The organism is Desertibaculum subflavum (assembly GCA_003576705.1).
Classification (GTDB): Bacteria; Pseudomonadota; Alphaproteobacteria; order Ferrovibrionales; family Ferrovibrionaceae; genus Desertibaculum; species Desertibaculum subflavum.
The window spans coordinates 26,325-49,103 of record QOZS01000009.1 but is presented as its reverse complement, the minus strand read 5'-3'; the positions used below and the strand labels follow the sequence as shown (position 1 = coordinate 49,103).

The following is a 22,779-nucleotide window of genomic DNA, read 5'->3' as shown; positions in this document are numbered from 1 at the left end:
GCGCTATGAGTTTCCTTTCGGGGCGCCGTCGAAGCCCCGGAACACGGTCGGAATGCGCCGGATATCCTGAATCAGATCCGGCGGCAAGCCGGCCGGCATCGAGGAATTGGCGCTGGCCTGCAGGCTGTCGACCAGGCCGCCGAAGCGTCGCTCGATCACCTTGGCGATCTCGTCGTGCCGGCCGACCGCGGCGAACAGGTGCACCACGTCGTCCGGCACCTGCTTCGCCATCTCGGTCCATTGGCCCTGGCGCGTCATCTGGTTGAGCTTGCGGCCGAGATCATCGAGGCCGTGCACGGCGAAGACCGGCCAATAGGCCTGGGTCGAGCCGTAGAAGGCGACCCGCTGGCGTACCCATTCGAACATCTTTGCCACGGCCGCGTCGTCCCTGCCGGTCGCCAGGAAGCCGCCGCCGGAGACTTCGAAGCTGGCGCGCTCGCGCCCGGCCTTTTTCAAGCCCTCGGCGAGGCGCGGCATGACCGATTCCTCGAGATATTTCCGCGTGGCGAAGACGTGCAGCTTCACCCCGTCGCATTCCTCCGCGGCCACGTTCAGCATCGCCGGGCCGACGGCGGCGATGGTGATCGCCGGCGCCGGAGCTTCGATCGGCTCCGGCGTGAAGTTCGGCGTCATCAGGGTGAAGCGATAGTGCTGGCCCTCATAGTTCAACGGCGCGCCGGTCTTCCAGCTCCGCCAGATCGCGCGCAGGCTCTGCACATATTCGCGGATGCGCGGCGCCGGCGGTGTCCAGGGCACCGAGAAGCGCCGCTCGTTATGCGCCCGCACCTGCGGCCCGATACCGACCACGAAGCGGCCGCCGGTCGCGCCCGCCAGGTCCCAGCCCATATTGGCGACCGACATCGGCGAGCGCGCGAAGGCGATGGCGATGCCGGTATGCAGCTCGATCCGCTTGGTCGCCACGCCGGCGACGGCGAGCGACAGGAACGGGTCGTGCCGGTTTTCCTGGGTGACGACGCCGTCATAGCCGTCGGCCTCGATCGCCTGGGCCGCCGGCCCGACCTTTCGCAGGTCCTCCTGCGGCAGGGTGGTGAAGACGCGCATATCGGGGCTTCCTCCAGCCTGTTGTGCTTCATCGCTTCTCGCCGCACTCTGGACCATCGAGGCCGGCCACGCCCAGGAAACTTTCGAACGGGCCGGCGGGAGGACCAGAGCGATGCGCAAAGTGGCGGTCGGGCTCGGCCTGATGGAGTTCCCGTTCTCCGGCGCGGCCGGCTACTGGCGCTGGGTCGATCTCTGCGAGTCGGGCGGCGTCGATTCGCTCTGGCAGACCGATCGCCTGATCAGCCGCGAGCCGATCCTGGAATGCCTGACCACCATGGCGGCGCTGGCGGGTCGCACCCGCCGGCTGAAATTCGGCGTCAACGTGATCTCGCTGGCGCTGCGCGATCCCGTCCTGGTGGCCAAGCAATGCGCCACCGTGGACGTGCTCTCCGAGGGCCGCCTGCTGCCCGCCTTCGGCATCGGCAGTCCCCTGGCGCCGGAATGGAAGGCGCTGCAGATCGATACCTCGACGCGCGGCAGGCGCACCGACGAGGCGCTGGAGGTGATCCACAAGCTCTGGACGCAGGAGGCCGTCGACCATGCCGGCACGCATTACCGGCTCAACGGCGCCTCGATCGCGCCGAAGCCGGTGCAGCCGGACCTGCCGATGTGGATCGGCGGCTCCTCCGATGCGGCGATCCGGCGCACCGCGAAATACGGCACCGGCTGGCAGGCCGGCGCCGAGACGCCGACCCTGGTCGCACCGGTGGTCCTGCGCATCCGCGATGCCGCCGCGGCGGCCGGCCGGCCGATCGACGAGGACCATTACGGCGCCGGCATCCCGTTCCGCTTCGGCAAGGGCGACGATCCCGGCGTCGCCCGGGCGATGGAAGCCTATGCGAAGCGCAGCGGCAACGACCCGGCGCAGTATTTCGGCGTCGGCGACGCGGGTGCGATCCTCGCTCGCATCGCCGCCTATGTGGAAGCCGGCATCTCCAAGTTCATCCTGCGACCGCTGGCCAAGGGCGACGACGACATGCTGGCGCAGACCCGCCGGCTGATCGACGAGGTGCTGCCGGAAGTGGCGCGCCGCTGGCCCAAGCCGGAGAAATCAAACCGCCACTGACAGGCGGGCCGGCTGCTCCGCGACGACAGGCGCGGCGCCGAACCAGTGCAGCGCCGGGGCGAGCCGCGCGACCTCGCCGACGATCACCAGCGCCGGCCCTTCCAAGTGGGCCTCGCTCGCGGCGCGGCCAAGCTCGGCCAGCGGCGCCACGACCACCTTCTGGGCCGTCCGGGTTCCCCGGTCGATCACCGCGGCGAAGACGCTCGGCGCGACGCCGCGCGCGATCAGGCCATCGGCCAGCTCGGCCAGCGCGCCGAGGCCCATATAGATCGCCGCCGTCTGGTTCGGCCGGGTGAGGGCGGTCCAATCCACGTCCAGCCGGCCCTTGCGGCTATGCGCGGTGACCAGCAGGCAGGATTGTGCGAAGTCGCGATGGGTCAGCGGCAGGCCGGCATAGGCGGCGCAGCCGAGCGCGGCGGTGATGCCGGGCACGATCTCGAAGCCGATGCCGGCTTCCGCCAGGGCCTCGGCCTCCTCGCCGCCGCGGCCGAACACGAAGGGATCGCCGCCCTTCAGCCGCACCACGCGCCGGCCCTCGCGGCCGAGGCGGACCAGCAGCGCGTTGATCTCGGCTTGCGGCATGCTGTGGTTGCCGCAGGCCTTGCCGGCGAAGACCAGTTCCGCGTCCCGGCGCGCGCGGTCCAGGATCGCGGGATCGACCAGGCGGTCGTGGACGATGACATCGGCCTCGCCGATCAGGCGCAGCGCCTTGACGGTCAGCAATTCGGGATCGCCTGGACCGGCGCCGACCAGATAGACGCGGCCGGCCGGGGTGCCAACGCGCGGCAGGTCTGCCGCTGCCAGCTCGTGCGCCAGCGCGGCCGCAGCCTCGGCCGAGCGGCCCGCGAGGGCGAGCTGGCCGGTACGGCCTTCGATCAAGCGGCGATACAGGCGCCGCCGCTCGCCGGGCTGCGGCGCGGCGCGGCGGATGCGCTCGCGCGCGCGGCCGAGCAGGGATGCGACGGCACCAAAGCCGGCCGGAATCGCCGCCTCGACGCGGCGGCGCAGATGCTGCGCCAGCATCGGCGCGGCGCCGGCGGTGGAGATCGCGACGGTGACCGGATCGCGGTCGACCACCGCACCCATGACGAAGGTGCCGAGATCGGCGCGGTCGACCACGTTGACCGGCTTGCCGTGCGAGTTGGCGAGTGACGCGGCCGCGGCGTCGGTCCCGGCATCGCCGGTCGCCACGAAGACCAGCGCGGCGTCGCGCAGGTCGTCGGTAGCAAGCTTCGCGACGCGCCGAAGCCGCGCCCCGGCGGTGGCGGCCAGCGCAGCCTTGGCATCGGCCGCCGCGCTCGTGCCGACCACCACCACGATGCGGCCCCTGACGTCGTGGAAAGCCGGAAGATGCCGCATCAGGCCACCGCCTTCTGTTTCGATTCGGCGATCAGTCCGCGCAGCTCGGGCAGGCAGGAGCCGCAATTGGTGCCGCAGCCGAGCCGCTCGCCCAGCGCCTCGACAGTCATCGCGCCGGCGCCGACCGCCTCGCGGATGCGATTCTCGCCGATGCCGAAGCAGACGCAGATGGAGCGGCCGGCGCTCGCGGCCTCGGCGCCGGCGCGGCCGGCCAGCAGGCGCAGCCGATCCGGGCCGGTCAGCGCCTCGGCCTCGAATTGCTGCATCAGCCAGTCGCGGTCATGCGGCTCCGGCTCGCGGGCGAGGAACAGGCATGCTTCCAGCCGGTCGCCGTCGAACCAGGCGGCACGCAGGCGGCGGCCGGTGCGGTCGTGCACCTCCAGGTTCGGCCGCATTGCGGCGATCTGGTCGGCCAGAATCGCGAAGGCCGCGTCGATCGGCGTATCCCCGGCGACTTCGTAGCGACGACAGGACGAGCCAACGGCGTCCACCCAATAGGGCAGATCGAGGCCGAGGCGCCGCCGGGTCAGGATCAGACCTGACCATGCCGTCGGCAGCGGCGCGACCTGCACCGGCGTGTGCTTCAGCTCCGGCTGGCCAGAGATCGGATCGACCGCCGGATTGCTCACCGCGTTGACGCGCACGCCGCCGGCCAGGGCGTCGGTCCAGTGCATCGGCGCGAATACCTCGCCGCGGCGCATGCCCGGCTCGGCCAGCACGCGATGCACCGAGCTGCCCCAGCGGCTGGTCAGCCGGGCGAGCGATCCCGGGACCAGACCGCGCGCCGTGATGTCGTCGGGGTGCATTTCCAGCAGCGGCTCCGGCCGGTGCCGCGACAGGCGCGGCGACTTCGCGGTGCGCGTCATGGTGTGCCACTGATCGCGCAGGCGGCCGGTATTCAGCACCAGCGGATGCTCGCCCGACGTGGCCTGCATCGGCGGCCGCGCGCCGGCGGCGATGAAGCGGGCACGGCCGTCGGCGGTATAGAACCGCCCGTCCGCGAAGGGCCGCGCCATCTTGCGCGCCGCCGGCGCCGGCCATTGCACCGGCGCGAAGCGGGCGTAGTCCGTGTCGCTCAGGCCGGCGAGGCCGCCCAGGTCGAGATCGCGCGTTCCGCCGTTCTCGAACGCGGTCAGGGCGGCATGCTCGCGGAAGATCGATGCCGGGCCGTCGAAGGCAAAGGCCTTGCCGTGGCCGAGCCGCTGCGCCACCTGGGCGACGATCCACCAATCGGCCCGCGCCTCGCCGGGCGGCAGCAGGAACGGCGCCTGGCGGGAAATGCGGCGCTCCGAATTGGTGACCGTGCCTTCCTTCTCACCCCAGGCCAGTGCCGGCAGACGCACATGGGCGAGGCGCGCGGTGTCGGTGTCGCGCTCGCAATCGGAAACGACGACGAACTCGCAAGTGCCAAGCGCGCGGCGCACCGCGTCCGCTTCCGGCAGGCTGACCGCCGGATTGGTCGCCATGATCCAGATCGCCTTGATCTTGCCGGCGCCGACAGCGCGGAACATGTCGACCGCCTTCAGGCCGGGCCTGGCGGCGAGATTCGGTGCCTGCCAGAAGCGGCGCAGCTTGTCGTGGTCGCCGGGCCGCTCGAAGTCGAGATGCGCCGCCAGCATGTTGGCGAGCGCGCCGACCTCGCGGCCGCCCATCGCATTCGGCTGGCCGGTAATGGAGAAGGGGCCCATGCCCGCTTTGCCGATCCGCCCGGTGGCGAGATGGCAATTGATGATGGCGTCGACCTTGTCGACGCCGGACGAGGACTGGTTGACCCCCTGGCTCCACAGGGTGACGACGCGCTCCGTCGCCAGGAAGCCGGCGTAGAAGCGCTGCAGGTCGGCGACCGGAAGGTCACAGGTGCGCGCGACGGCGGCGAGGTCGGGCGCATCGCGCCGCGCGGTGGCCAGAGCCTGCTCGAAATTCACCGTGTGGCGTCGGACAAAGCACTCGTCGACCGCGCCGGCCTCGACGATCGCGGCGAGCAGGCCGTTGAACAAGGCCACATCGCTCCCGGGCTTCAAGGCGAGATGCAGGTCGGCGATATCGTTGGTCGCGGTGGCGCGCGGATCGATGTTGACGACCTTGAGCGCGGGCCGCTTCGCCTTCGCCGCCGCGAGGCGCTGGAACAGCACCGGGTGGCACCAGGCGAGGTTGGATCCGACCAGCACGACGAGGTCCGCCGCCTCGAGATCGCTGTACTGCACCGGCACCAGGTCGGCCCCGAAGGCACGCTTGTGGCCGGCGACCGACGACGCCATGCAGAGGCGCGAATTGCTGTCGATATTCGCCGTACCGATGAAGCCTTTGATCAGCTTGTTGGCGACGTAGTAGTCCTCGGTCAGCAGCTGGCCGGAGACGTAGAAGGCGACGGAATCGGGACCATGCTTCGCGACGGTGTCGCGAAATCCCTCCGCCACCCGATCCAGCGCCGCGTCCCAACTCACGCGCGCGTCGCCGATCTCCGGATGCAGCAGCCGCGTCGCCAGGCCGAGCGTCTCGCCCAGGGCAGCACCCTTGGAGCAGAGCCGGCCGAAATTGGCGGGATGATCGGGATCGCCGGCGATCGCGGCACCGCCTCTGCCGTCCGGTACCGCCAGCACGCCGCAGCCGACCCCGCAATAGGGGCAGGTGGTGCGGGTGGCGGGCGGCGTGCCGTGCATCGCTTCAGGCCGCTGTCCGGCCGGGCCAGGCGAGGAGAACGCGGCCCTGCTCCAGCTTGACGGCGATGGTGCGGGTGCAGCCCTGGTCGGCGCCCTGCGCTTCGCCGGTGGCGAGATCGATCACCCAGTTGTGCAGCGGGCAGGTGACGCTGGTCCCTTGCACGATGCCCTGCGACAGCGGGCCCTGCTTGTGCGGGCACTTGTCGTCGAGGGCATAGAGCTTGTCGTCCATGGTGCGGAACACCGCGATGTCGCCGCGTGCCGTCTTCACCACGCGGGCGCCGCGCTTCGGGATGTCGTCGAGGCGGCCGATCTCGATCCACTCGACGCCCGGCTTCGCATCGCCGGGTCTCTCCGCGGGAGCCGCGCTCATGACCCGCTCCATCACTCCGCCGCCTGCGCGATGCGCAGGTCGGCGATCGGCGTGAACTCGTGCGCGAAGGCGCCTTGCGCGCGCTGGGCCCAGGGATCGACCTGGGCGTATCTCTGCGCCGCGACGAAGCGGGCGTGGAGCGCGCGGCGGCGCTCGCCATCCTCGACGATCTGCTGCTTCACGCTGTCGAGGCCGACGCGCTTGACCCATTTGTGGATGCGGTCGAGGTAATGCGCCTGCTCGCGATAGAGCTGCATCACGGCGCCGGTATGTTCCAGCACTTCCGCCTCGGTCGCGACCTTGCAGAGCAGGATGGTTTGCTTGACCTCCAGGCCCGCCGCGCCGGCGATGTGGAATTCGTAGCCGGAATCGACGCAGACGATACCGATATCCTTCACCGTCGCCTCGGCGCAGTTGCGCGGGCAGCCGGAGACGGCGAGCTTCACCTTGTGCGGCGTCCAGCTGCCCCAGGTGAACTTCTCGATCCGGATGCCGAGCCCGGTCGAATCCTGGGTGCCGAAGCGGCACCACTCGCTGCCGACGCAGGTCTTCACCGTACGCAATGCCTTGCCATAGGCGTGCCCCGAGACCATGCCGGCGGCGTTCAGGTCGGCCCACACGCCGGGCAGGTCCTCCTTCTTGACGCCCAAGAGGTCGATGCGCTGGCCGCCGGTCACCTTGACGGTCGGGATGTCGTACTTGTCCGCCACGTCGGCGATGGCGCGCAGCTCCTTGGCCGAGGTCACGCCGCCCCACATGCGCGGCACCACGGAATAGGTACCGTCCTTCTGGATGTTGGCGTGGGCGCGCTCGTTGATGAAGCGCGACTGGCTGTCGTCGACATACTCACCGGGCCAGCTCGCGATCAGGTAGAAGTTGAGTGCCGGGCGGCACTTGGCGCAGCCGCAGGAGGTCTTCCATTCGAGTTCCTGCATGACGGCCGGGATCGACTTCATCTGCTTGGCCACGATCAGTCGGCGCACCTCGTCATGGCCGAGATCGGTGCAGCCGCACATGCCCTTCACCTCGGCGGGCTGGTACTCGCCGCCGAGCGTCAAGCCGATCAGCTGCTCGACCAGGCCGGTGCAGGAGCCGCAGGAGGCCGAGGCCTTGGTGACGGCGCGCACCTGTTCCAGGCTGGTCAGTCCCTGAGCCGTGATGGCGCCGGTGATCTTGCCCTTGCACACGCCGTTGCAGCCGCAGATCTCCGCCGCGTCAGGCAGCGCTGCAACGGCGGCCGGAGGGTCCAGCTTGCCGCCCCCGGCGAAGGCCTGGCCGAAGATCAGGCTCTCGCGCAGCTCGGCGATGTCGGCGCCTTCGCGCAGCAGCTGGAAGAACCAGGCGCCGTCGCTGGTATCGCCATAGAGCACGGCGCCGATGATGCGGTTCTCCTTCAGCACCAGGCGGCGGTAGACGCCGCGGGCGGCATCGCGCAGCACCACCTCCTCGCGGTCCTTTGCCTCGGCGAAGTCGCCGGCGGAGAACAGGTCGATGCCGGTGACCTTGAGCTTGGTCGCCGTGACCGAGCCGCGATAGGCGGCCTCGTCGCCGGCCAAGGTCCGGCCCAGCACGCCGGCCATGTCGTAGAGCGGGGCGACCAGGCCATAGGCGATGCCGCGATGCTCGACGCACTCGCCGAGCGCGAAGATGTCGGGATCGGAGCTGCGCATCTGGTCGTCGACCACGATTCCGCGGTTGACATTGAGGCCGGCTTCCTTGGCGAGTGCGGCATTGGGGCGGATGCCGACCGCCATCACCACCAAACTGGCCGGCAGCCGCGTGCCGTCGTCGAGCTCGACCGCCTCCACCCTGCCGTTGCCGGCGATCGCCTTGGTGTTGGCACCGGTCAGAACCTTGATGCCACGCTCCTCGATGTTCTTTTTTAACAGGTAGCCGGCGGCGGGATCGAGCTGGCGCTCCATCAAAGTCGGCATCAGATGCACGACGGTGACGTCCATGCCCTGCTCGTTGAGGCCGGCCGCCGCCTCCAGGCCGAGCAGGCCGCCGCCGATCACGACGGCGTTGCCGCGCGCCTTCGCCGCCAGGATCATGGCGTCGACGTCGTCGAGGTCGCGGTAGGTCAAGACGCCCGGCAGGTTGGCGCCCGGCACCGGGATGATGATCGGCACCGAGCCGGTCGCGATCACCAATTTATCGTAAGGCTCGACATGGCCGGTATTGGTGGTGATCGTCTTCGCCGCACGGTCGATCTGGGTGACCCGCACGCCCTTGTGCAGCATGATCTCGTGGCCGATGTACCAGCCGTCGCCGTGGATCACGATCTCTTCGTACTTCTTCTCGCCCGACAGCACCGGCGACAGCATGATGCGGTCGTAGTTCACCCGCGGCTCGGCGTTGAAGATGGTGATCTGGTAGCGGTCCGGCGCCAGTTCGAACAGCTTTTCCAGCATGCGGCCCGGCGCCATGCCATTGCCGATGATGACGAGGCGTTCCCGCATGGTGGCGCTTCCCTCCATCACGCTGCCGACTTGGCGGCCGCCGGCTTGGCGGTGGCGCCGTGTTCGTACTCGTCGAGGAAGGAAAGCAGCTCCTCGCGGTACTGGTAGTAGCGGGGATGGTCGAGCAGGGCGCGGCGTGTGCGCGGCCGCGGGATGTCGACCTCCATGATCTTGCCGATGCGGGCATTCGGGCCGTTGGTCATCATCACCACGCGGTCGCCGAGCAGGATCGCCTCGTCGACATCGTGGGTGACGCAGATCGCGGTGACCTGGGTGCGGGTCCAGACCTCCATCAGCACCTGCTGCAGATCCCAGCGGGTCAGGCTGTCCAGCATGCCGAACGGCTCGTCGAGCAGCAGCAGCTTGGGCGACAGCGCGAAGGCGCGGGCGATGCCAACGCGCTGGCGCATGCCGTTGGAGAGCTCCGCCGCGCGCTTGCGCATCGCATCGCCCAGGCCGACCCGGTTGAGGTAGTAGGTGACGACGTCCTCGCGCTCCTGGCGGCTCGCCTTCGGATAGACGCGATCGACGCCGACGGCGACGTTCTCCGCCGCGGTCAGCCAGGGGAACAGCGACGGCGCCTGGAACACGACCGCGCGGTCCGGCCCGGCGGCGGAAACCTCGCGCCCCTCCAGCAGCACGCCGCCGGAGGAGATCTCGTTGAGCCCCGCCGCCATCGACAGCACGGTGGACTTGCCGCAACCGGAATGGCCGATCAGCGAGACGAACTCGCCCTTGCGCATCTTCAGGTCGAAGCCGTCGACCACGGTCAGCGGCCCCTTCGGCGTCGGATAGGTCTTGCGCACCTGGGAGAACTCGACGAAGCGCGCCTCGATCGGGCTCTCCGCCGCCTCGCGATAGGCCTTGGGCGGCGGGCCGGCGAAGCTGATCGGCACGACGTTCGGCAGCTCGACGCCCTCGTTCGCCGCGGCGCGCGTGAGGCCGACATCCATCAGGTTCTGGGTGATGGCGGCGCGCAGCCGCTTGAACTCGGCATCGTGGTTGATGGCCGCGCGGTCGCGCGGCCTGGGCAGGTTGACGCGGAATTCGGCCCCGAGCGTCGCGTTCGGCCCCGGATTGAGCAGCACGATGCGGTCGGCGAGCAGGATCGCCTCGTCGACGTCGTTGGTGACCAGCACGACCGTCTTCCTGTCCTGCGACCAGATCTGCTCGATCTCGTCCTGCAGCTTGGCGCGAGTCAGTGCGTCGAGCGCCGAGAGCGGCTCGTCGAGCAGCAGGATCTCCGGGCTCATGGCGAGCGCCCGCGCGACGGCGACGCGCTGGCGCATGCCGCCGGAAAGCTCGGCCGGCCGCCGGTCGACGGCATGGCTCAGGCCCACCATCTCGATATAGCGACGCGTGCGTTCGGCGCGTTCGGCCCCGCTCTCCCCGCCGAACACGGCATCGACCGCGAGCGCGACATTGCCCTCGACGGTGAGCCAGGGCATCAGCGAGTACGACTGGAACACCACGCCGCGCTCCGGCCCCGGCTCGGTCACCGGCTTGCCCCTGAAGGTGACGGTGCCGGCATTCGGCGCCGTCAGGCCCGCCATCAGCGAGATCAAGGTCGTCTTGCCGGAGCCGGAAAAACCGACGATGGCAACGAACTCGCGCTCCTGGATGGCGAGCGAGACGTCGCGCAGGACCTCGGTCCGGTTGGCGCCGTCGCCATACGACTTGCAGACCTTGTCGAGGATCAGGATCGCCATGGCGCCCTCTACCGGCTGGTCGAGTGGGTGAAGCCCGCCTGCAAGGCCAGCATCACGCGGTCGAGCAGGAAGCCGATCAGGCCGATGGTCAGCACCGCGACCATGATCTTGGCGAGCGAGGCGGAAGAGCCGTTCTGGAATTCGTCCCAGACGAATTTCCCGAGGCCCGGATTCTGCGCCAGCATCTCGGCCGCGATCAGCACCATCCAGCCCACGCCGAGCGAGAGGCGAAGCCCGGTGAAGATCAGCGGCAGCGCCGAGGGCAGCACGAGACGCACCACCTTGGTCGGCCAGCTGAGCCGGAGCACGCGGCTGACATTGACCAGGTCGCGGTCGATTGTGGCGACGCCGAGCGCGGTGTTGATCAAAGTCGGCCAGAGCGAGCACAGCGTGACCGTGATGGCCGAATTGAGGAACGACTTGGAAACCGTCGGGTCGTCGCTGACATAGAGCGCGCTCACCACCATGGTGACGATCGGCAGCCAGGCGAGCGGCGAAACCGGCTTGAACACCTGCACCAGCGGGTTGAGCGCGGCATTGAACGTGCCGGACAATCCGCTCAACACGCCGAGCGGCACCGCGATCACGGCGGCGAGCAGGAAGCCGGCGAATACCGTCTTCAGGCTGGTGACGATCTGGTCGAAGAAGGTCGGCTTGCCCGTATAGGGGCGGGTCCTCACCTCCGCCTTCGGGTCCTTGGCCAGAATGTCGGCATTGCGCTTCTCCTGGCGCACGAAGAAGGCGGTTTCCTTGTCGCGCTCGGCTATGTGATCGGCATAGAGCACGCCGACCTGCTCCCACACCTGCGCCGGGCCGGGCAGGGCGCCGAGGCTGGTCTGCACCCGCGGCGCCAGCGCGCCCCAGGCCAGGATGAAGGCGACGATGGCCGTCATCGGGATGCCGAGCAGGCGCCAGACCTCCTTCCCCTGCGCCCTCGCATTGTCGCCGGCGGCGATCCGCATCAGCGGCACGGCGAAGCCGAGTCCCAGCAGGTTGAGATATGGCGCCGAGCGGTTGATGCGGGTGAAGAGCCGCTCGCGCTGTTCGGCACGCCGCTGGGCGGCCTCGGGCGCGACACCTTCGCTCGCGTTGGTGATCATGGTCATGACGCGGTCCTTCACTCGCCCGGCGATGGGCTATCGGGAGCTTGCCTACTGGGTCACCTTGGCGCCGGCGACGCGCTGCTCGCCCTTCAGCCCGATGGCGAACTTGCCGAGGTATTCGTTCGGCTTGCGGCCGTCGTATTCGACGCCGTCGATGAACTCCGCGGTCGGCGCGCGATAGCCGTCGGTCTTCCAGGGGAAGTCCTCCGGCTTCGCCTTGCCCTCGTCGACCAGCGCCTTGGCCGCCTTCAGGTAGATGTCCGGGCGGTACACGCTCTTCGCCACTTCGGCGTACCAGCCGTCGGCCTTGGGCTCGGCGATCTGGCCCCAGCGGCGCATCTGCGTCAGGTACCAGACGGCGTCGGAGTAGTAGGGATAGGTCGCGTAGTGCCGGAAGAAGACGTTGAAGTCCGGCACGTCGCGCTTGTCGCCCTTCTCGTATTCGAAGGTGCCGGTCATCGAATTGGCGATCACCTTGGCATCGGCGCCGACATATTCGGGCTTGGACAGGATCTGCACCGCCTTGGCGCGGTTGGCGTTGTTGTTGGCGTCGAGCCACATGCCGGCGCGGATCAGCGCCTTGGTGACGGCGACCGCGGTGTTCGGCCGCTTCTCGGCGAACTCGGCGGTGATGCCGAACACCTTCTCCGGATTGTTCTTCCAGATCTCGTAATCGGTGATCACCGGGACGCCGATGCCCTTGAACACCGCCTGCTGGTTCCACGGCTCGCCGACGCAATAGCCGAGGATGGTGCCGGCCTCCATGGTGGCCGGCATCTGCGGCGGCGGCGTCACCGACAGCAGCACGTCGGCCATGATCTGACCGCTGATATCGGTGGTCGAATAGAAGCCGGGATTGAGGCCGCCGGCGGCGAGCCAGTAGCGCAGCTCGTAATTGTGGGTGGAGAGCGGGAAGACCATGCCCATGTTGAAGGGCTTGCCCTCGGCCTTGAGCTTCTGCACCACCGGCCTCAGCGCATCGGCCTTGATCGGGTGCACCGGCTTGCCGTCGGCACCCATCGGCACGTGCTTCTTCATCTCCTCCCAGACGGCGTTCGACACCGTGATGCCGTTGCCGTTCAGGTCCATGGAAAACGGCGTGACGACATGCGCCTTGGTGCCGAAGCCGATGGTGGCGCCGAGCGGCTGGCCCGCCAGCATGTGGGCGCCGTCGAGCTCGCCGGTGATGACCCGGTCGAGCAGCACCTTCCAGTTCGCCTGCGCCTCCAGCGTGACGTAGAGGCCTTCATCCTCGAAGTAGCCGAGCTCCTTGGCGATGGCGAGCGGCGCCATGTCGGTCAGCTTGATAAAGCCGAACTTCAGCTCGTCCTTCTCCAGCTTGCCGGCGGCTTGTGCGACCGGCGCATGCGCCGCGATCAGCGCTGCCGCGCCGAGTCCGGCGAGCAGCAGGCCGCGCCTTGTGGCGGCGGGAACAACACCGCCTTTCAACTTCTCCCGATACGACATCGAAGACTCCTTTCCGCTGATCGGGCCCTTGTGCTCGGGCCGTATGGTCATGCCTTGAGGGATTGGTGACTGCCGGCCGCCGCATCGGCGGCGTCGGGATCGAACACGGCGCCGTCGCAGAACCGGTCGGCACCCATCGGGATCGGCGCGGCGGCGAGCGGCCACGCGCTGCCATGTATGCCTTCGGCCTTGCGGTCGATCGCCGGACAGGCGACGCCCAGCGCCGTCGTCACCGCGCGGTAGATGTCGGGGCGGTAGACGGTCGCCGCGACGGCGCGGATGTCGACTTCGGGCCCGATCTGGCCCCAACGCCGCATCTGCGCCAGCGTCCATTCCGCGTGGCTGAGCCAGGGAAAGTTCGCGGCGTGCTGATGAAAGACCAGAAGCCCGGGCGCGGGTCGCGGCGCCTCTCCGGCGGCGGGCCGGATCCAGCCTTCATAGGCCGGTGCCAGCATCTCGGCCGGCATGTCGACGAACGCCTTGCGCGCCATCAGCTCGGCCGTCGCCGGCCCGTTGCCCGGCTGGTCCAGCCAGCGGCAGGCGGCGATCAGCGCCGCGATCAGCGCGGCATGCGTGTTCGGGCAGCTTTCCGCGAAGTCGCGCGTCACGCCCAGCACCTTTTCGGGATGATGCGACCAGATGGCGTTGGACAGCAGCGCCACGCGCCCGATGCCGAGCTCGGCGGCGCGCTGGTTCCACGGCGCGCCGACGCAGAAGCCGTCGATATGGCCGGCTTCCAGGCGTGCCACCATCAGCGGCGGCGGCACCACGGCGAAGGCGACGTCGCGGTCCGGCGCGATGCCGTGGCTCGCCAGCCAATAGCGCAGCAGGTAGTTGTGCGAGCTGAACGGGAACACGACGGCGAAGGTCAGTGCCGGTTCGCCGGCGGCGCGGCGCCTTTCGACGACCTGCTTGAGCGCGGCGCCGAGACTGGCGGGCGATCCCTCATCCACCAGGCCGGTCGCCACCGCCGCCTGCCACAGGGCGTTCGAGAAGGTGATGCCGTTGCCGTTCAGGTTCAGCGACAGCGCGGTCACCATCGGCCGCGACAAGCCGCCGAGGCCGAGCGTCGCGGCGATCGGCAGCGCCGCCAGCATGTGGGCGCCGTCCAATGTGCCCACTGCGACCTTGTCGCGGATATTGGCCCAGGACGGCTCGGCCGACAGCGTGACGTCGAGGCCGAAGCGAGCGAACAGCCCATGCGCGCGGGCGACCACGAGCGGCGCGCAATCGCTCAGCGGGACGAAGCCCAGGGTCAATTTCGGCTTCTCGATGCCCTGCTTCTCGATTCCCGGTCCGGATGTCGGTTCAGCCATCACGCTCGACCTCACAGGCAACAAAAAAGGCGCCGCAGGCAGCGCAGTCCGAAGACCGCTCAACCTGGACGCCATCGTCCGTTTGAAACCGTCGTTGGTTTCCGCTCTCCCGTTCCGAATGGCCGCCATTGGCCGTTCCGGGATCGCACGCCTCTCTTAGCAATCCGCGTGCCAAGACGCAGACAAACGTCCCGGCGCCGCGAGCCGACAAGAAAGCGTCAGAGTTTCAGTGTCTTCCAGGAATTATCGATAGGTCAACGAAGCTTGCCTATTCCTTGTGCAGTGCACAATGGACCGGCAGGTTAATGCTGCACTGCCGCACAGACGCGCAGCGAGTCAGCTGTCGCGGCCCAGGATCTCCGACACGGCGATGACCTGATCGGCGATCTCGCCGATCCGCTTGCCCTTGTCCATGGCGAGCTTGCGCAGCGCCTTGAAGGCGGCGTCCTCGTTCAGCCCGCGCTCGCGCATCAGGATGCCCTTGGCCTTCTCGATCGACTTCCGCTCCTTCAGGCTGGCGCGGGTGCGCTCCAGCTCCTCGCGCAGGCCCATATAGGTGCGGAACCGCGCGATCGCGACGTCCAGGATTGGCTTCACCCGCTGCGGGTCCAGGCCGGCGATGATGTAGGCGGAAACGCCGGCTTCGATGGCCTCTTTGGTAGCCGCTTCATCCGACTGGTCGACGAACATGACGACCGGCCGGGGCCGTTCGCGGGTGATCTCCCGCATGCTCTCCAGCACGTCGCGGCTCGGGCTGTCGACATCGATGATAATCACGTCGGCGCCGATCTCGGCGACGCGCGCCGGCAGGTCCTCGGTCCCGGCGATCAGCAGAGGGCGCGGGAATCCGGCCTGGGCGAGGGCGGTCTGCACCGCCTCGGCTCGCGCGGCATTGTCGTCCACCAGCAGGATCTTCACGTTCCCAAAGCCCGGTCATGTCCTGATCGACCCGGCGCCGCGGCGCGGCGCAAGCCAAGCTGCTGCAATCGGCATACCACCCGGTGGCGACCGCGTTAACGAAATGGCGGCGGCGGGGCATCGCGCGCGCGCGCATCTCCCTTTAGTCTTGCGCTGCGGAGAAGATCTCGAAGGACGATGGTGCGGTGATCGACAAGCTTTACCCCAATGCGGCGGCGGCGCTGGAAGGGCTACGCGACGGGGCGACCGTGCTGATCAGCGGCTTCGGCGATGCCGGGGTGCCGTTCGCCCTCTGCCTTGCCGTGCTGGAGACCGGCGCTCGCGACCTGACGGTGGTGGCCAACAATGCGGGCTTCGCCGGCAAGGGCGTGGCGGCGCTGATCGATGCCGGCCGGGTCGCCCGGATCATCTGCAGCTTCCCGCGCAGCGAGCCCGATTCTCCCTTCGTGCGGCAGTACAAAGCGGGCCGGATCGCGCTCGAACTCGTGCCGCAGGGCACGCTGGGCGAGCGCATGCGTGCCGCCGGTGCCGGCATCGCCGGCTTCTATACCCGCGTCTCCGCCGGCACCCGCCTCGCGGAAGGCAAGGAAATGCGCGAGATCGATGGGCATCAGCACGTTTTGGAACGGCCGCTGAGAGGCGATTTCGCCCTGGTGCGGGCGGAGAAAGCCGACCGCTGGGGTAACCTCGTCTTCCGCAAAGCGGCGCGCAATTTCGGGCCGGTGATGGCGACTGCGGCCGACATCACTGTGGTGGAAGTCGCCGAATGCGTGGAGAACGGTGCACTGGATCCGGAAGCGGTGGTGACTCCGTCCGTCTATGTCGACCGTATCGTGGTGACCGGTCCGGGCGGCCCTCGCTAGGTCAGGCTGCGCGGCGCAGCGGCGCGCCGGTCTTCGCTTCCAGTTCCCCCAGGCTCATTCCCGGCGCCATGTCGCGCACTACGAAGCCATCCGCGCCGACGTCCAGCACGGCGAGATCGGTGTAGATGCGGTGCACCGCGCGCGCGGCGGTCAGCGGATAGCGGCAGCTTTCGACCAAGCGCGGCTCGCCCTTCTTGGTGACGTGCTCCATCATGATCCAGACATGCTTGGCGCCGACCGCGAGATCCATGGCGCCGCCGACGCCGGGCGGCATCGAATTATCGTCCACCGTCCAGTTGGCGAGGTCGCCGCCGGCCGAGACCTCGAAGGCGCCCAGCACGACGAGGTCGAGATGCCCGCCGCGGATCATCGCGAAGGAATCCGCGTGGTGGAAGAAGGCGCCGCCCGGCAGCAGGGTGATCGGCTGCTTGCCGGCATTGATCAGGTCGAGATCCGCCGCGTTGTCGCCGGGCTTGGGGCCCATCCCCAGGATGCCGTTCTCGCTGTGCAGCACGATCTCGCGGTCGGGCGGCAGGTGATTGGCGATCAGGGTCGGCAGTCCGATACCGAGATTGACGTACCAGCCATCCGGGATGTCGCGCGCGATGCGCGCGGCGAGCTGGTCCCGTGTAAAGCCCTTGCTCATCCGCCGTTCCCTCTCGGAGCCATTCCGGCTACAGACTAGCCGCCCGGCCGCCCGACCGGAATGCCGCCCGCCAGCCACCGTGACGAGCCATGACCCACGTTTTCCACCGCGACGCCCGCCTGGACCCGCCGATCGCCGTCAAGGGCGACGGCATCTACATCATCGACCGCGACGGCAAGCGCTATCTCGACGCTTCCGGCGGTGCGGCGGTGTCCTGCCTCGGCCACAGCCACCCCAAGGTGATCGAGGCGGTGCGCCGGCAGGTCGGCGAGCTCGCCTATGCCCATACCTCGTTCTTCTCCACCGAGGTGGCGGAGCGGCTGGCCGACCGGCTGATCGCCGATGCGCCGCCCGGAATCGGCCGGGTCTATTTCGTCTCCGGCGGGTCGGAGGCGATGGAAGCGGCGATGAAGATGGCCCGGCAATACCATGTCGAGCGCGGCGAGCCGGAGCGCCGCCACATCATCGCCCGCTGGCAGAGCTATCACGGCAACACGCTCGGCGCGCTGGCGGTCGGTGGCAACCGGGCGCGCCGCGCCACCTATGCGCCGTTGCTGATCGAGGTGCCGCACATCTCGCCCTGCTACGCCTATCGCGACCGCCGCGACGACGAGACGGAGGCGCAGTACGGGCTTCGCGTCGCCGACGAGCTGGAGGCGGAGATCCAGCGCCTCGGGCCGAAGACGGTTGCCGCCTTCGTGGCCGAGACGGTGGTCGGCGCGACGCTCGGCGCTGTTCCGCCGGTGCCGGGCTACTTCAAGCGCATCCGCGAGATCTGCGACCGCTACGGCGTGCTGCTGATCCTCGACGAGGTGATGTGCGGCATGGGCCGCACCGGCACCTTGCACGCCTGCGAGCAGGAAGGCATCGCGCCCGACCTGATGACGGTGGCCAAGGGCCTCGGCGCTGGCTATCAGCCGATCGGCGCGGTGCTGGTGGCCGCCCGCGTGTTCGAGGCCTTCCGTGACGGCACGGGCGCGTTCCAGCACGGTCATACCTATCTCGGTCATCCGGTCGCCTGCGCCGCGGCCTTGGCCGTGCAGGACGCAATTCGGGAGGAAAACCTGCTCGCCAAGGTGCGTCAGACCGGTGAGGCGCTGCAACATGCGCTGGTCGAACGCTTCGGCAATCACCCGCATGTCGGGGATATCCGCGGCCGCGGCCTGTTTGTCGGACTTGAGCTGGTCGCCGACCGCGCCAGCAGGAAGCCCTTCGATTCGTCCCGAAAGCTGCATGCTCGGATAAAGCGGGAGGCAATGGCCCGTGGACTTGCCTGCTATCCAATGGGTGGCACGGCGGACGGCGAATCAGGCGATCACGTCTTGCTGGCCCCACCTTTCATAACTTCGTTAATAGAGGTTAATGAAATTGTCGAGCGTTTGGGAGACTCGGTGGACGCGGCCCTCAGCTTGTGAAGCGAGCCAATTTGGAACTAACAATAGTGGGAATTGCCTCGGCCTGACGCTAAATATCGTTAACTTAACATTCCTTAATACAATTGTGCCCTGGCAGACACTATAGCTCGTAACCCGCTCAACCATTTCGGCCTATGACGCCAGGACTATTGTGGCGACTATCAATCTATGCTTAATAATTAGTTACCAGACCTAGGGGGCGATTTTTCCGAGGCGCTGGGGGGGCAAAGTTCAACCGGGGGTTTACCCGTGGGGCGCCTTGAGCGAGTGAGTGCGTACGAGGAGCTGAAGGGGGGGCAAGGCCGCAGGGTGTACTACCGCCCGGAGCGGTTTCTGGCCGACCAGATCTACGGACGGGTGCCGCCGGTTGCAGAGGTCGGGGGCACGATGCACACTATCCTCGATCTCAGCATGAGCGGCATCGCCGTCCTGGTCGATGACAGAACCGAACCGCTGCGGTTCCCGATCGGCGAGGATCTGCCGCTCAAGATCAGGTTTTCGGACCGCGTCTTCTACGACGGCCGCGGGAAGGTGATCCGCTACGAGACCAATGCCTTCCGCCCCAAGCTCGCCCTGCAACTCACCCGCGGCTATCTCGACGTGCCGGGTTCGGTCCGCCTGCACCGCGAAGTGGCGCTGCGCAGCGCGCTGACCCAAGGCACCTCCGGGCGGCTGGCCCGGGTCGACCCGCAATATCGCATGCTGACCGCGGACGTCGTTCACCTGTTGCGCAGCCTGCGTTCCGTGCTCGCCGAGCAGAAGGCCGCGGCACCCGGCGCGCTCGACGAGTCGCTGATCGACGATACGCTCGCGGCCTGCGAGCGCGACGTGCTGCGCGAATGGCGCAGCCTCTGGCTGCGCGCCAACGAGCTGGTGCAGCCGCTCGAGGACGACCCGGAAGCCAAACTCGCGACCAAGCGCTTCACCGAGCTGACATTGACGCCGGAGTTCCTCGACGGCGCGATATGGCGCCGCTCCTATGAAAAGCCGCTCGGCTATCCGGGCGATTTCGAGGTGATGAACTACGTCTATCGCTGGCGACCGGAAGGCTCGAACAGTTTCGGCCGGCTGGTGCATCGTCTCGGCCTGGATGTCGGCGAGTTCATCGCCTCCCGCATGGTGGCGGTGCAGCACGCGATCACGCGTGAGATCGCGTCGCAGCCGGCGTCGAGCGAGCCGATGCTGATCGCCAATCTTGGTGCGGGGCCGGCCCAGGAAGTGGTCAACGTGCTGCAGATGCCAAAGCTCGAACGGCCGGTGACGTTCGCGCTGATCGATCAGGACCTGGAGGCGCTATCCGCCACCTATGAACGCACCTACCCGCTGACCAAGCGATCGGACAGTCGGGCGGAAGTGCGCTGCCTTCATGTCTCGTTCACCGAACTGTTGCGTTCCGGAAGCCTGTTCCGCCGCCTGCAGCCGCCGGACATGATCTACTCCATCGGCCTTCTCGACTATCTGCCGCAGCGGCGGGCGCGGCGCCTGATCGCGGATCTGATGGAGCAGCTGAGGCCGGGCGGCAAGCTGATGATCGCCAATATGCGGCAATGGCCCGGCTCGATCATATGGCCGCTCGAATACATCGCCGACTGGTCGCTCGTCTACCGGACGGAGAATGAGATGCGCGACCTGGCGGATGGCTTGGATGCCGAATCGGCCGAGATCACGACCGACGACACTAAGCAGGCTTACCTCCTGACCCTGCGCAAGCGCTCCACGGCGAGCTGATCGGGGAAGGGGTCCGGCGAACGGAGAGTCTTGGGGAACGGCGCACGATGTTGGATGCCACACGGCCGCTGAACTACACCGACGACGACGGCCTCATCGCCGCCTCGCGATTCCGTCATGGCCTGCTCTGGCACTTGCAGGACATGGGCAAGAACCTGATCGCGCCGACGATCGGCTTCGTCTTCATGATCGTCGATATCATGCTGGGCCGCGCCACCGCCTTCGAATGGACCCTGCTCGCCGTCTTCATCGTCCTCTCGGGCATCGGCCTGACTGTGGGATTGCATCGGCTGTTCAGCCACGGCGCCTTCGTCCCCACCCGCGGATTCAAGATTCTGCTGGGCGCGCTGGGCAGCATGTGCTGGCAGCGGCCGCTCTTCCTCTGGGTGGTGCGCCACCGGCTGCACCACGGGCATTCCGACCGCAAGGGCGACTATCACTCGCCGCATGTCACCAATGACGGCCGGCCGCTCACCAATCGGCTGCTCGGTTGGGCGCATGCTCATTACGGCTGGCTGCACCTGTACGATCCGCCGGTGATTGCCGGCAGCCCGCTGATCCGCGACCTGGAGCAGGATGCCGATCTGCGCTGGATCGATCGCAACTACTATGTGTTCTTCTGGCTGTCGCTCGCCTTGCCGGCGCTGATTGGCGGCCTCTGGTACGGAACTGTCGAGGGCGCCTTCCGTGGCATGATCTGGGGCGGGCTGGCGCGGCTCTTCCTGTTCTTCAATCTGACCTGGACGATCAACTCGGTGACGCATCTCCTCGGCCGGCGGGCCTATCGCGCCCGCGACGAAAGCCGGAATATCGGCATTCTCGGCTGGCTGTTCTTCGGCGAGGGATATCACAACAACCACCACGCCTTCCCGGCCAGCGCCAAGATGGCGCTGGATCCCTGGCAGTTCGATATCGGCTGGCAGATCATCCGGCTGGCCCGCGCCCTCGGCCTGATCGTGTCGATACGGCCGCTGCCGAGCGAGGCGCAGCTTGCGGCCAAGCGCGTCCGGCCGGGCGAAGCCGTGCGGTCACTTGCCGATCCCGCCGGCGAACTCTGATCCTGAATTGGGCGGTGGGCGCTTGCCTATTCGGCGGCGCTGGAAACGAGCAGCATCGTATCCGATTCCTGGCCGACCAGGCGATGGCGCGGCAGGCGCACCTTGACCGCGGTCCCGATGCCGAGCTCGCTTTCGAGCTTCAGGGAGCCGCCATGCAGCTCGGCGATCTTCTTGGCCAGCGGCAGGCCGAGCCCGGTGCCGTGGTGCCGGCGGGCATACACGCCTTCCACCTGAACGAACGGCTCCAGTACCCGATCCAGATGCTCGCGCGCGATGCCGATGCCGGTATCGCGGATCTCCAGCACCAGATAGCCCGGATCCTTGTCGTGCAGCAGGACGTTCACGGCACCGCCGCGCGGGGTGAACTTCACCGAGTTCGAAGCGAGGTTCAGGACCAGCTGGCTCAGCAGCCGCTTGTCGGCGCGGAAGCGCCAGGTGTCGCGCGAAATGTCGTAGGAGAGCCGGACGCCGTTCTCGGCCGCCTGCTGGCGCAGCATGCGCAAGGCGCCGTCGATGATCTCGCTGAGATCGACCACCTCTTCTTCGATCTCCAGCATGTTCGCTTCGGCCTTCGAGAGGTCGAGAATGTCGTTGATGATTTCGAGGAGGTGGGTCGAGCTCGCGTGGATGTCGCCGACGTAGTTGTTGTAGCGGTCGGAGCCGAGCGGGCCGAACAGCTGCAGCTTCAGGACTTCGGAAAAGCCCATGATGGCATTGAGGGGCGTGCGCAGCTCATGGCTCATATTGGCGAGGAAGTCGCTCTTGGCCCGGCTTGCCGCCTGTGCCTCTTCCATCAGCACGATGGAGCGCGACTTCTCCTCTCGCAGCCGCTCGTTGGTCAGAAAATCGCGGCGGACGTAGAACTCCTGCACGTAGGAGCAGAACAGTCCGAAGGCGAGGCCGGTATAGAGGAAGAAGTCGTTGTTGATGAGAAGCCGCGCTTCGATCGGATTGATGACGGTCGCGACCACCTGGTACGAGGTCAGGATCGACAGGCTGATCAGCGACGAATAGAGGAAGTGCAGCCGAATCAGGCTCGAGCAGTACATCACCGAAAGCAGCATGCCGGTGAAATAGAGATGGTTGGTCGGCGGCGGCGCCACCGCGGTCATTGCCACGATGCCGAAGCCGACCAGCATCATGGAGAGCGACAGCAACAGCTGAGCGTGGCGAACGAAGAAGTCGATCGCGTAGGTCGACAGGATGATGGCCAGCAGCGGCGCGCATACGAAGCCGTAGCGGATCAGCCAGACGGTGCTGAGCTGCTCCGGCGGCAGCATGATGTAGTCGAGGATGCCGAAATAGAGATAGACGCTGAATCCGCCGGTAATGGAAAGCCGGATGATGCGGATGACGCGTCTGACTTCCGCTTCGCAGAAGCGGCGCTCGAGGTCGGTATCGAAGAAGCGGAGGCTGATCCGGTTCAGCTGCGACCAGAGGCTCCGCTCGGCGTCGGACTGCTCGGCCGCGCTGCTCATCCCGTACCCGTCCCGTTTCATCGGCAGACTTGATTGCCGGTCTGTCAACAATGCTGGCGCGACGTCCCTAAAGAAGAGTAAAATCAAATAATGTTTGAA

17 protein-coding genes are annotated in these 22,779 nt (G+C 67.8%); 5 read left to right on the top strand and 12 right to left on the bottom strand.

Going from position 1 to position 22,779, the window contains the following annotated elements; genetic code table 11:
* Nucleotides 1-3 precede the first annotated feature (3 nt).
* Complete coding sequence (locus tag DT074_RS06605; RefSeq protein ID WP_162914678.1) at nucleotides 4-1,062, bottom strand: TIGR03617 family F420-dependent LLM class oxidoreductase; 1,059 nt, start codon at nucleotides 1,060-1,062, stop codon at nucleotides 4-6.
* Between the two features lie 112 nt (nucleotides 1,063-1,174).
* Between DT074_RS06605 and DT074_RS06600 the strand changes: the two genes are divergently transcribed.
* Nucleotides 1,175-2,128, top strand: coding sequence for an LLM class flavin-dependent oxidoreductase (locus DT074_RS06600; protein ID WP_119419029.1), 954 nt, complete (start codon nucleotides 1,175-1,177; stop codon nucleotides 2,126-2,128).
* Here DT074_RS06600 and cysG read toward each other — a convergent pair.
* The 9 genes from cysG to DT074_RS06555 all read right to left on the bottom strand — a co-directional run bounded on the left by cysG (nucleotide 2,114) and on the right by DT074_RS06555 (nucleotide 15,492).
* Complete coding sequence (cysG, locus tag DT074_RS06595) at nucleotides 2,114-3,487, bottom strand: siroheme synthase CysG (RefSeq protein WP_119419028.1); 1,374 nt, start codon at nucleotides 3,485-3,487, stop codon at nucleotides 2,114-2,116. The genes DT074_RS06600 and cysG overlap by 15 nt on opposite strands.
* Nucleotides 3,487-6,147: a nitrate reductase gene (locus tag DT074_RS06590; RefSeq protein WP_119419027.1), complete on the bottom strand. Its 2,661-nt coding sequence runs from the start codon at nucleotides 6,145-6,147 to the stop codon at nucleotides 3,487-3,489. The genes cysG and DT074_RS06590 overlap by 1 nt, the downstream gene beginning before the upstream one ends.
* A 4-nt stretch (nucleotides 6,148-6,151) precedes the next feature.
* Nucleotides 6,152-6,520: a nitrite reductase small subunit NirD gene (nirD, locus tag DT074_RS06585; protein ID WP_119419101.1), complete on the bottom strand. Its 369-nt coding sequence runs from the start codon at nucleotides 6,518-6,520 to the stop codon at nucleotides 6,152-6,154.
* Between the two features lie 11 nt (nucleotides 6,521-6,531).
* On the bottom strand, nucleotides 6,532-8,979 hold the full coding sequence (gene nirB / locus DT074_RS06580; protein ID WP_119419100.1) for a nitrite reductase large subunit NirB: 2,448 nt from the start codon (nucleotides 8,977-8,979) through the stop codon (nucleotides 6,532-6,534).
* A gap of 17 nt (nucleotides 8,980-8,996) precedes the next feature.
* Nucleotides 8,997-10,688 carry an ABC transporter ATP-binding protein gene (locus DT074_RS06575; RefSeq protein WP_119419026.1) on the bottom strand — a complete coding sequence of 564 codons (1,692 nt, stop codon included), beginning with the start codon at nucleotides 10,686-10,688 and terminating at the stop codon, nucleotides 8,997-8,999.
* Between the two features lie 8 nt (nucleotides 10,689-10,696).
* A complete protein-coding gene (locus tag DT074_RS06570) occupies nucleotides 10,697-11,788 on the bottom strand; it encodes an ABC transporter permease (RefSeq protein WP_438503668.1) in 1,092 nt (363 codons plus the stop codon).
* Between the two features lie 51 nt (nucleotides 11,789-11,839).
* A complete protein-coding gene (locus DT074_RS06565; RefSeq protein WP_119419098.1) occupies nucleotides 11,840-13,258 on the bottom strand; it encodes a CmpA/NrtA family ABC transporter substrate-binding protein in 1,419 nt (472 codons plus the stop codon).
* Nucleotides 13,259-13,305: 47 nt separating this feature from the next.
* Entirely contained in the window at nucleotides 13,306-14,574 is a 1,269-nt protein-coding gene (locus tag DT074_RS06560; RefSeq protein ID WP_162914677.1) for a CmpA/NrtA family ABC transporter substrate-binding protein, read from the bottom strand.
* Nucleotides 14,575-14,910: 336 nt separating this feature from the next.
* Nucleotides 14,911-15,492, bottom strand: coding sequence for an ANTAR domain-containing response regulator (locus DT074_RS06555; RefSeq protein WP_119419024.1), 582 nt, complete (start codon nucleotides 15,490-15,492; stop codon nucleotides 14,911-14,913).
* Nucleotides 15,493-15,677: 185 nt separating this feature from the next.
* Here DT074_RS06555 and DT074_RS06550 point away from each other — a divergent pair, with 185 nt between their 5' ends.
* Nucleotides 15,678-16,355 (top strand): CoA transferase subunit A, encoded by a 678-nt coding sequence (locus DT074_RS06550; RefSeq protein ID WP_119419023.1) that lies wholly within the window; start codon nucleotides 15,678-15,680, stop codon nucleotides 16,353-16,355.
* 1 nt (nucleotide 16,356) lies between these two features.
* On the opposite strand, the gene DT074_RS06545 is transcribed toward DT074_RS06550, so the two are convergent.
* Entirely contained in the window at nucleotides 16,357-17,001 is a 645-nt protein-coding gene (locus DT074_RS06545; RefSeq protein ID WP_119419022.1) for a 3-oxoacid CoA-transferase subunit B, read from the bottom strand.
* 89 nt (nucleotides 17,002-17,090) lie between these two features.
* Here DT074_RS06545 and DT074_RS06540 point away from each other — a divergent pair, with 89 nt between their 5' ends.
* The 3 genes from DT074_RS06540 (at nucleotide 17,091) to DT074_RS06530 (ending at nucleotide 21,202) form a co-directional block, all read left to right on the top strand.
* Nucleotides 17,091-18,416: an aspartate aminotransferase family protein gene (locus DT074_RS06540; protein WP_119419021.1), complete on the top strand. Its 1,326-nt coding sequence runs from the start codon at nucleotides 17,091-17,093 to the stop codon at nucleotides 18,414-18,416.
* A gap of 309 nt (nucleotides 18,417-18,725) precedes the next feature.
* Nucleotides 18,726-20,144 carry a class I SAM-dependent methyltransferase family protein gene (locus DT074_RS06535; protein WP_119419020.1) on the top strand — a complete coding sequence of 473 codons (1,419 nt, stop codon included), beginning with the start codon at nucleotides 18,726-18,728 and terminating at the stop codon, nucleotides 20,142-20,144.
* Nucleotides 20,145-20,191: 47 nt separating this feature from the next.
* Complete coding sequence (locus DT074_RS06530; protein ID WP_119419019.1) at nucleotides 20,192-21,202, top strand: acyl-CoA desaturase; 1,011 nt, start codon at nucleotides 20,192-20,194, stop codon at nucleotides 21,200-21,202.
* Between the two features lie 26 nt (nucleotides 21,203-21,228).
* On the opposite strand, the gene DT074_RS06525 is transcribed toward DT074_RS06530, so the two are convergent.
* Nucleotides 21,229-22,680 carry a sensor histidine kinase gene (locus tag DT074_RS06525; protein ID WP_162914676.1) on the bottom strand — a complete coding sequence of 484 codons (1,452 nt, stop codon included), beginning with the start codon at nucleotides 22,678-22,680 and terminating at the stop codon, nucleotides 21,229-21,231.
* Nucleotides 22,681-22,779 lie beyond the last annotated feature (99 nt).